The following is a 9539-nucleotide window of genomic DNA, read 5'->3' as shown; positions in this document are numbered from 1 at the left end:
CAACTGGTGCAACGGGAAGCCCCGATTTTCTCATTTATCTTGTTGTTTTTGAAGGCTAATCATGAAATTTGGCAAGATTTCGTCACGGATTCAGGCATCAGCTATTTCCGATCGCTGGGGTGGCAAGTTGCCGGTATCGACTTCAGTCGAGCCGGCGTCGAGCAAATGAACCCGGACTGCGCTCAGTTCGTACAGCAGGGCGATGTGTTCCGGTTGCTAGACGCCAGGATTGCGGCTGGCGAGAAGCACGACCTTGTCTGGCTGGGCAACGTGCTCGAACACGTGCTGGACCCTGTAGGCCTGCTGCAGTCGCTGCGCCGCCTGGTTTCGGCCGACGGTCTGCTTGTGGTGACGGTCCCCAACGATGGCAACGCCTACCACGAGGCATTACTGGAGAGCGGTCAAATCCCCAATCGGTTCTGGATCGCCATCCCAGACCACATCAGCTACTTCACAGCCGACAGCCTCAAGCGCACCGCTGCAGCCACCGGCTGGCAATGCCTGGCCCTTCAGGGCGATTTCCCCATCGACTTGTATCTCGCCCATGAGGGCTCCAACTACGTGGCCGATCGATCTCGCGGACCTGCTGCCCACCAGGCCCGCCTCGGGCTGGAGCGCTTGATCGGCATGGCTGGCCCCGATGCGGCAAACCGTTTCTATGCGTCTCTGGCCGAGGTGGGTCTGGGACGAAACATCACGGCGTACCTGCGTCCCCAACCCGAGAGCCAACCGTCATGACACATCAGCCGACCATTCATACTCTGGGTGGATCCACCATGACCGAGGCCGAACGCAAACTCGACCTGGTCGGGCGCTTGAGGAGTTCGCGTATACCCGATCGCGAATTGATAGACAATCTAGGTCTCTATCTCACACGGCAGACGCTTTCGCGTATCAACTTCATACAAAAACTCTACGAGATGATCGTCCCAGTGCACGGTGTCATCATGGAGTTCGGCGTGCGGTGGGGTCAGAATATGGCGCTGTTTTCGTCACTCAGGGGCATCCACGAGCCATTCAACTACAACCGCCGCATCATCGGCTTCGATACCTTCGAGGGCTTTCCCTCGGTCGCAGCCGAGGACGGGGGGCTGGTCAAGGCCGGTGACTATGCCGTGGTGGCCGATTGGATGCAGGAACTTGATACCATCTTGGACATACACACTCAAGGTTCGCCGATCCCCCACAAGAAAAAGCACGAACTTGTGCGAGGAGATGCCACGGAAACACTTCCCGCCTATCTGCGCGACCATCCCGAAACCGTGGTTGCACTGGCTTATTTTGACTTCGATCTGTACAAGCCCACGCGGGATTGCCTGGAAGCGCTCCAGCCTTACTTGACCAAAGGCAGCGTGCTGGCCTTCGACGAGCTCAACACACCTGAATTACCTGGTGAAACCATCGCCGTGCGCGAGGTGCTGGGTCTGTCGCGATACGCAATTCGCCGGGACCCTTCGAATCCCCTGACTTCGTACTTGGTCGTGGAATGACGTTTACCGAGAACCACTATCGAATCATGCCCAGACCCCGGCTGCACGATGGGGATTTATCTTTGCGTGCAGTGGGTCCGCAGGACATCGAATCCATCCGTCAGTGGCGCAATGCTCAAATGGACGTGCTCCGCCAAAGTGCGGCCATCACACCGGAGGATCAGCAACGCTACTTTGCTGAACACGTTTGGCCCGACATGGGTGTGCTTCAGCCTCAGCAAATTCTTCTAGCTATCGAGCGCCATGGACAGTTGATTGGGTACGGGGGGCTTGTGCACATTTCTTGGCCGTATCGGCGCGCCGAGATTTCCTTTCTACTTGAACCCCATCTCGAACGCGACCCTGAAACACTTCTGGATCATTTCTCTCGATACCTTCTATTGATCCAGGATTTGGCGTTTGAGGATCTTCAACTTAAAAAGTTGATAACTGAAACCTATGAGCACAGAGTAGTTCATCTAAAAGGTTTAGAGGCTGCTGGACATCGTTTGGAAGGCAGGCTTCGCAAACACGTGATGGTAGGCGGACAACCAGCCGACGCCTTGATACACGGTATTCTCTCGCATGAAGCGAGAAGCCGAAGTCCCTCGGCACGGGATACGAGTGTGCTGGTAACCTCTTCATCGCGAAAAGTACCTTTAATTCGCTCTTTGAAAGACGCTGCTATTAGGCTTGGTCAGGACATCCAGATTATTGCGGGCGACACAGATCCCATGGTATCTACCCGATGGGAAGCCGACGGCTTCTGGCAGATGCCCCGCCTCAGCAACAACCTTTTAACGGAGCTGATCGAAGGATGCCGGGCCCGCGCTATATCAATCGTCCTGCCCACCCGTGACGGCGAGCTGGGTTTCTGGGCCCGTCACCGCACAGTATTGGCTCAGGCCGGCATTGAGGTGATCGTATCCTCGCCAGAAGCCATCGCGCGTTGCTGGGATAAGCTGGCATTCGCACTTTTTGGCAGGGATGCACACCTGCCCATCATTCCAGCCGCTGACACGCCGGATCCTTTCGGTGACGCTCCATTGGTGGTCAAGGAACGCTTTGGTGCCGGGTCGCGCTGGATCGGGCTTGACCTTCCGCAGGATGCTGCAATCGAACATGCCCGAGGACTGAAAGATCCTGTTTTCCAGCCTTTCATCGCAGGGCCTGAAATCAGCATTGATGGCTGGATCGACAAGCATGGCCAGGTGGCAGGCGTCGTATTGCGACGCCGGGATCGTGTGGTGTCAGGCGAATCGCAGGTCACCACCACGTTCCGGGATGCAGTCCTTGAAAAACAAGCCATGCGCGTCCTGACGGCCCTGCAACTGCGTGGCCCCGTGGTCCTGCAGGCCATCGTTGTGGAAGGCGCGCTTCAGGTTATCGAGTGTAATCCGCGCTTCGGCGGTGCCTCAACGGCATCCATCGCTGTGGGGCTGGACTCCCTGTACTGGAGCCTGGCCGAAGCGCTGGGCGACACTACAACGCCCACCTTTCAACGTGCGCCAGGCGAAATCCGGCAGGTCCGAATGCCAGTCGATCGTGTGCTTCATGATTTTGGTCTTTGATCTCGACGACACCCTTTACGACGAGATGAGCTACGTCATCAGTGGTCTTCGCGCCGTGGCGCTTTTCGGCGAGGCATCATTTGGGTGGGATGCTGGGCAGTCGCTCGCCTTCATGCAGGCCCATCTGCTGCAGCACGGTCGGGGTAAGGTATTTGACGCATGGCTTCATACACATGGTCAGCACTCGAACACTCGCGTGGCCACGTGCGTGCACGTGTACCGGCACCACCAGCCTGAGATCACGCTGTTCCCTCTAGCATCCAAGGTGCTTAAGCACTATTTCGGTCGCTGGCCATTGTACGTAGTGACTGACGGACACAAGGTGGTGCAGCAAAAAAAGATCGAAGCACTCAGGCTCGCCCCCATGTTCAAACGCACCTTTATCACCCATCGCTTTGGTATTCGCCACGCCAAGCCATCGCTACACTGCTTCGAGATCATTCGCCGTGCAGAGCGCTGTGAGTGGTGCGACATGGTCTATGTGGGCGACAATCCCGCGAAGGATTTCGTCGGTCTCAACCGTGTGGGCGCCATGACCGTGCGTGTCAATACCGGCTCGCATGCGTCCGTGGTGGCGCGTCCCGGCTATGATGCGCGCACCACCATCCCGGACCTGGCGTCTCTCCCAGAGGTGCTGGGTCAATGGGTCGAATCGTAGGGCGGCTGACAATGAGTGCTATCCTGCCTTTTTCGAGTGGCAGGGTGCAGTATCTCGCCGAACGCTACGGCGTCGTCCCCGGCCTCTCCGACCACACCCTGGAACGCGCCGTGCCCACCGCTGCCGTGGCACTGGGCGCCTGCGTGATCGAGAAGCATGTGACTCTGCGCCGCGCCGATGGTGGGCCGGACTCCGGATTCTCGCTGGAACCCGAAGAGCTCGCAGCTCTTGTCCACGACACCCGCACTGCCTGGCAGGCGCTAGGCGCCTTGCGCGATGGCCCCCGCGACAGCGAAGCCACCCAGCGCCCACTGCGTCGGTCTCTCTATATTGCGGAAGATGTGAAGGCGGGCGAGGAGCTTACACCTCGCAATCTGCGCGCCGTCCGGCCTGGTTACGGCCTGTCTCCGAAATACTATGACGTGCTGCTGGGCAGGCGTGTGACGCGGGATGTGGCGAAGGGGACCGCGGTGTCGTGGGAGTTGGTGGGGTAGTAGCCCAGTCGGTCCTCCTCATGCGGAGCATGGACAAAAACCGGGGCACCAGCCTTTGCTTTGTCGCGAAAAAATGAGTGGCGGTAGCGCTCCCGGGCAGTTATCATTATGATAACAAGCAAGCGCAATGTAAGTGCCTACGATGGGTTGCCACTGGACGGCGGCAACCGGAAAATCCCCAATGGTCCCCTCTTCGAGCCCGAGCGAGTCCTGCGGTTGGTCCGGGATGAGGCCCTGACAGTGTGGGCGCGAGGGGCCATTGAGGATGCTGCCAAGTGGGAAATGGATATTCCCGCACTCTGTCAGCTGGTGGGAAAGGCCGTGATGCAGGGGCGCTATATCGGTTCCGAGTGGTGCGTCCAGAAACCCAACGGGCCTTGGGCGGCCAGTGATGCCTACAAGGTCACGATTTCCGAATGGAATCCATGCGCAAGGCGCGAACTGGACGTGACATGGTACGTCAAATTCAGTATCGCTCAGACCGGCAGCGTTCTGTTGTCGGTCTCCAATCATCCAGAGGGGTGTTGAATGGCCACGCAATCTGAGCAGCGGCGCGCGTGCCCCGTATGTGGCGAGGGGCCGCTCGAACAGCGAACTGACAGCCATGTCGTCGAACATGCAGGGGTTAGCGAGCGAATTCCGCTCTACGTAGCACAGTGTGCAGCCTGCGGTTCAGAACTGGCTACCGCAACCGAGGCTAAGGCGAACAAACGGGCGGTCGTTGCCTTTCGCAAGACGGTTGATGGATTACTCACCGGAGGGGAAATGCGCGCGGCGCGCGAGGCCATGGGGCTGACCCAGGCTCAGGCCGCCGCCCTCTTCGGCGGTGGCAAGGTGGCCTTCTCGCGGTATGAGAACGACGATGTGACCCAGAGCGAGGCCATGGATAGCCTGATTCGCCTGTGCCGGAGTCAGCCTGCAAACCTGCGAGAACTGGCGCAACGCAAGGGGGTCGCTCTCGCGGGAGAGCCCAGAAACGTTGGCAACCTGCTCGACTCTCTGCTGACGCGTAACCTCAGCAGGATCAAATGTTCACTGGATATCCAACTAGGTTTCCAGTCCAGGGACGCGCGCCACACTATCCCAATACAGAAGCAAGCCACTGTCTCCAGGATTCAGGCGTGGCGGAAGCAAGTCGCGTGAAACCCAGCCCACTCACACTGCACGGCATTCAGTTCGTGCGAGTTCTGATCGAAGCGGATCTCGAATCCGATATCGTGCGCGCCAGCCAGTTCAATTTCGATGGCTCCATGCTCAATTGGGCGCTCGACTATGGGTACGATGACCAAGACAAAACATGGTGGGTGGCCGTTGGTTTCGGCACGGCGCCCGATGACGAGCGCCCGCGCTGCCCATACATTCTCGACGTACAAGCCGTGGGCGTCTTCTCTGTCTCCGAAAAGTATCCAGCAGACAAACACGAAGGCCTTGCCTTCGAGTACGGCGCGGCGTTGGTCTATGGCGCCATCCGGGAGATGGTGACGAATATCACCTCCCGCAGCCTGGCCGGAACTCTCATGCTTCCGACGCCCAGCTTCGTGGGTGCCTTTGAGATGCAACGGAACGGTCAGTCTGACGAGCAACCAAGCGACGATTGAGCGTTACAGTATGAATCACCTCCATTGCAATTCCTGATCGATCTACTCCGCAGCGACAACCTGCATTGGCTGACCACACCCCGATTTGCTGTGGTCAGCTTGCCGCTTGGGTTGGCTGGGGTGCTTGGGCTGGCAGGGCTGGGTCTGGCGGCCTTGCTGCCGCTTGCTATATCCGTGATGGGATTTAGCCGTCTGGTCTGGCTCAAACGTCTGCCCCATGAAAAGGCACGTCTCGTTGATGCGCGACAAGCGCTGGCGGATGCAGCCCCGGGTCGGGCCATCGACATCCTTCAAACACCACTTCGGTTGGCAGGTACAACATATGAAGTGGATCGGGCCACCTTGTTATCAAATGCCCATGTGTTGGAAGGTCGGTTCATGGAAGCACATCAGGCCTTGAATGCAGTCAACGAAAGGCATCTGCTGCCTGATGAGCGCTTGAGGTTGGAGTGTGCATGGGCAGAGTTGTTTTTTGAGGCGGGTAATCCAGCGGAAGCGCGGCGGCACATCGAGGCGGTGAAACCCGGGGATTGTAAGGCGGACATCGCGTGTCTGCTGTTGAAGGCTCATATTGCATTGGAGCGCGAACAATTCGATGAGGCACGTGCACTGCTGGAACACGGACTGGATCGCTGTCAAGAACGCACTCATCGCATTTATCTACTCAACAACCTGGCGAGCCTCGAGTACCAAAGGCGCCGGCCCAGTTATCAACTACGCTATCTCCAGGCTGCGATCGCGGAATTCCGCAGGGCCCCCCGCGCTGATCTCGTTGATATCGTTCATCACAATCTGGCCATTGCCCTGGTACGCGCTGGTCATCCGGTTGAGGCAAAATCCGTACTGCATGAAGCCTGGGAGGTAAGCGATAATTCAGACTTGGATCATGCCATCAAAGTGCTGAATAATCACCTTGAAGCTGCACGAGAAGCGGGTGATGCAGAATGGAAACGCGAGGTGCATGAGGAGTATGCCCGACAAATCAAGCGCCTGTCCCCGAGAACCCCATCCGAACGACTGGCGCTGGAGGTTTCCTTACTTCGTGCACGCCGAAATGATGGTATACCCCTTGAGTCGGGCGATTACGCTGGTCTGATTGCCCGTTTACTGGCGACCGTCGGCGCATCACAGCCAGGGATTCCTGCGGCTGCTTGTGTGGCAGCGTTGGTGAATATACGTCACGACCTGGCGCAAGAGCTTAACACCGCCTCACCGCAAACGGATATCCAGCCATTGGTTGCACTTTACAATGCTGCTGCTAAACAATTGCTGGATCATCGCGCTACCATCGATGCATACCTGAGTGAGTTGTCGCCAAAGCTGATCGGCCCCCTTGACTCCTGGCTGTGCTATCGCAACGATGCCGATAAGGCGCAGATTCAACTGGCCGATCATCCTGCCGCGCTCCACAAAGCATATATCCAGTTGTTCAGCCATCTACGTGAAAATGCAGAATGGGCTATGGAGCGGGGTACCCTATGGCAAGCAGCCGATAAATGGTTGATCATCTGTGATGAGTATACGGCCTACCATGATGAACTTCCGGTGGAGTTCCAACACAGTTGGCGTGAGGATTACGGGCAACTGGCTGCACATGCGTTGAATCAAGCAACAGCTTTATTAAAAACTTCGAATGATCACATCCACCATGTGAATCTCCTGATCGGGATGGCGTATTTTAACCTTCGGTTGCGTAATGATAAGCGAGCAGCAGAACACTGGATCCGGATTGTTGACGGGTGTGACCTGGCGCTTGATCAGTATGCGGGTTGGTTGCGGGAGCACTATGCGTATGTATGTAAGGCATTGGGCAGGGTTGATCAATCGCGCGCCACCTATTATGACGCGCTTATTGTATGACCCTTTATGTAAGCACCCTCTTAAGAACTAAACGGTAGCTATATAGGCGAAGGTCATGAAAAAACGGGTAATGCTTTGGGCTCCCGAAGAGTGTGATGAGCTTATTTCGGAGCTCCACAGAAATGGGGTTGAGATCGTCTGCGTGCTGCAAGGAAAATCGGGTTTGGTTCCCTTTTACACGCTTAACGATATCGAAAATTACCATGTCACTTCTTGTGAGGTATTAAATTATTTCAGTGATTCGAATTCGTGCGCTGCATATAAGCAATATGTAGAATGCATATCACGGATAAGTAATTATCCAGGGACCACCTCTGTGAATACTACCGATATCTCACCTTTAGCGTCTGATGAGCTTTATGACAAGTTTAGACTGGACTCGGCGAGAGTGGCCGCCCTGCTGAAGTCTTACACTCCGGACGAGGTTTGGTTTCTTAGGCCGCCGCATCTGGCGTTCGATAATTTGTTGGAAAAGTGGTGTCATGAGACGAGCGTGCCACTTTGGATATTTCAGCAAAGCTTGTTTCCTGCGAAGTTTTTTTACTACAAAAAAGCCCTTGATATCACGGCTCGAGCGTTGCCCTTAAAATTTTCAGAATTTAAACCTGAATCTGATGGGACCAAGCCTAATTTGTTTTATATGAAAGCCGCGAAAGACCCGGTTTTCGAGGCGGTTATTAGAAGGACTCTATCACGAGATTGGCTGGGTTGGAGTTTTAATGGGGTGAAGCAAAAAAGTTTTAGGTCCATTAGAGGCAAAGGATGGTCAACTTTTCTCTATTGGTGGGAGATCTTGGATGATAGACTTAGGCCAGTGGCCTCAATGCGAAAGCGCAGAAGGGTGGAGCGCGGCAAAGATATAAAATCACGTGTGCGCTATTTCAGCGGAGAGCATAGAAACGCGAAGTATGTTTATTTCCCATTACACCTGCAACCGGAGGCGACAACGTCATACTTGGGAGGGGTTTGGTCGAACCAAGTCGACGCCATAATTGAGCTTAGTCGAAGATTACCCAAAGACTGGATCGTACTTATTAAGGAGAATCCGAAGCAGGGTTATATGTACCGAAGTTCATGGTTTTATGAAAGACTCTTGCTTCAGGCTAATGTGTACTGGGTGCCCTTAGACGAGCCGAGTGATAAGTTGATAGAGCACGCCCAAGTTGTGGCGACTGTAACTGGAACTGCCGGTTATGAAGCAATTCTCTCTGGTAGGCCTTGCATTTACTTCGGACATGCCTGGTATGGTGGTCTTCCTGGTGCGAATAAGTATACTAGCGGGATTGATGTTAAGGAGGTCGCCGATAATAGCATTAGCCATGATGCTCTCCTTCGCGGCTTGTCCGAGAAGATGAACTCTGCGGCGGATGGTGTTATTTATAAGTCGTATTATGAAATTCTGCCAGAGGAGGTGCGTTCGGGAGTGGTCAAGCAGACAGCGCGTTCACTGAGTAGGATCACACACACTGAAGTGGTTCAATTGTAGCGGACACCCCGTTAAGCCTCGTAGGCTATGCATCGGAGGTGTTCATGAGCAAGAAGGCACGACGTCGATACACGGCGGAATTCAAGGCTGAGGCAGTGGCATTGGTTGAGCGCCAGGAATATGGGGTGGCCGAAGCAGCCCGGTCTCTGGGAATCAATCGCAGCCTGTTGGATCGGTGGATGCGCAAGGAACGTGAGCGGCAATCTCCCCAGCATGACCAACAGGAGGGCCAGGCCGAGGAGTTGGAACGACTTAGGGAAGAGAACCGTAAGTTACGGATGGAAAAGGAAATATTAAAAAAGGCGGCGGCCTTCTTCGCCAAAGAGTCGAACTGAGGTATGAGTTCATCAAGGTGGAGAAGGCCAACTTTACGGTGATGGATTTGTGTCGGGTCATGCAGGTC

Annotated in this window: 11 protein-coding genes; all 11 read left to right on the top strand. The window is 55.6% G+C overall.

Annotated elements, in window-relative coordinates; all coding sequences use genetic code 11:
- On the top strand, positions 1-738 hold a 738-nt coding region (locus BMY52_RS14830), incomplete at its 5' end, for a class I SAM-dependent methyltransferase (protein ID WP_143050511.1).
- A gap of 38 nt (positions 739-776) precedes the next feature.
- Positions 777-1490 carry a class I SAM-dependent methyltransferase gene (locus BMY52_RS14825; RefSeq protein ID WP_218140455.1) on the top strand — a complete coding sequence of 238 codons (714 nt, stop codon included), beginning with the start codon at positions 777-779 and terminating at the stop codon, positions 1488-1490.
- The gene (locus BMY52_RS14820) at positions 1487-3040 is read left to right on the top strand and encodes a GNAT family N-acetyltransferase (RefSeq protein ID WP_218140454.1); all 1554 of its coding nucleotides are present in this window, start codon (positions 1487-1489) and stop codon (positions 3038-3040) included. The genes BMY52_RS14825 and BMY52_RS14820 overlap by 4 nt, the downstream gene beginning before the upstream one ends.
- Positions 3024-3698 (top strand): HAD family hydrolase, encoded by a 675-nt coding sequence (locus tag BMY52_RS14815; protein ID WP_090255755.1) that lies wholly within the window; start codon positions 3024-3026, stop codon positions 3696-3698. The genes BMY52_RS14820 and BMY52_RS14815 overlap by 17 nt, the downstream gene beginning before the upstream one ends.
- A 44-nt stretch (positions 3699-3742) precedes the next feature.
- Entirely contained in the window at positions 3743-4192 is a 450-nt protein-coding gene (locus BMY52_RS14810) for an N-acetylneuraminate synthase family protein (protein WP_245740958.1), read from the top strand.
- Between the two features lie 108 nt (positions 4193-4300).
- Positions 4301-4720, top strand: coding sequence for a hypothetical protein (locus tag BMY52_RS14805; RefSeq protein WP_245740956.1), 420 nt, complete (start codon positions 4301-4303; stop codon positions 4718-4720).
- Positions 4721-5335 carry a type II toxin-antitoxin system MqsA family antitoxin gene (locus BMY52_RS14800; RefSeq protein ID WP_090255752.1) on the top strand — a complete coding sequence of 205 codons (615 nt, stop codon included), beginning with the start codon at positions 4721-4723 and terminating at the stop codon, positions 5333-5335.
- Positions 5314-5790 (top strand): hypothetical protein, encoded by a 477-nt coding sequence (locus BMY52_RS15825; protein WP_245740954.1) that lies wholly within the window; start codon positions 5314-5316, stop codon positions 5788-5790. The genes BMY52_RS14800 and BMY52_RS15825 overlap by 22 nt, the downstream gene beginning before the upstream one ends.
- Positions 5791-5814: 24 nt before the next feature.
- Positions 5815-7650, top strand: a complete 1836-nt coding sequence (locus BMY52_RS14790) for a tetratricopeptide repeat protein (protein WP_090255749.1) — start codon at positions 5815-5817, stop codon at positions 7648-7650.
- Positions 7651-7705: 55 nt separating this feature from the next.
- Positions 7706-9136, top strand: a complete 1431-nt coding sequence (locus BMY52_RS14780) for a capsular polysaccharide export protein, LipB/KpsS family (protein WP_143050510.1) — start codon at positions 7706-7708, stop codon at positions 9134-9136.
- A gap of 44 nt (positions 9137-9180) precedes the next feature.
- Positions 9181-9471: a transposase gene (locus tag BMY52_RS14775; RefSeq protein ID WP_090254571.1), complete on the top strand. Its 291-nt coding sequence runs from the start codon at positions 9181-9183 to the stop codon at positions 9469-9471.
- Positions 9472-9539 lie beyond the last annotated feature (68 nt).

Source organism: Ectothiorhodospira marina, from assembly GCF_900109495.1.
GTDB lineage: Bacteria > Pseudomonadota > Gammaproteobacteria > Ectothiorhodospirales > Ectothiorhodospiraceae > Ectothiorhodospira > Ectothiorhodospira marina.
This window is presented reverse-complemented; position numbering and strand designations above follow the sequence as displayed.

Excerpts from the sequence above, each read along its gene's own strand:
- BMY52_RS14805 (WP_245740956.1), top strand. The coding sequence starts at position 4,301 with ATGATAACAAGCAAGCGCAATGTAAGTGCCTACGATGGGTTGCCACTG.
- BMY52_RS14780 (WP_143050510.1), top strand. The coding sequence starts at position 7,706 with ATGAAAAAACGGGTAATGCTTTGGGCTCCCGAAGAGTGTGATGAGCTT.
- BMY52_RS14800 (WP_090255752.1), top strand. The coding sequence starts at position 4,721 with ATGGCCACGCAATCTGAGCAGCGGCGCGCGTGCCCCGTATGTGGCGAG.
- BMY52_RS14825 (WP_218140455.1), top strand. The coding sequence starts at position 777 with ATGACCGAGGCCGAACGCAAACTCGACCTGGTCGGGCGCTTGAGGAGT.
- BMY52_RS14815 (WP_090255755.1), top strand. The coding sequence starts at position 3,024 with ATGATTTTGGTCTTTGATCTCGACGACACCCTTTACGACGAGATGAGC.
- BMY52_RS14820 (WP_218140454.1), top strand. The coding sequence starts at position 1,487 with ATGACGTTTACCGAGAACCACTATCGAATCATGCCCAGACCCCGGCTG.
- BMY52_RS14775 (WP_090254571.1), top strand. The coding sequence starts at position 9,181 with ATGAGCAAGAAGGCACGACGTCGATACACGGCGGAATTCAAGGCTGAG.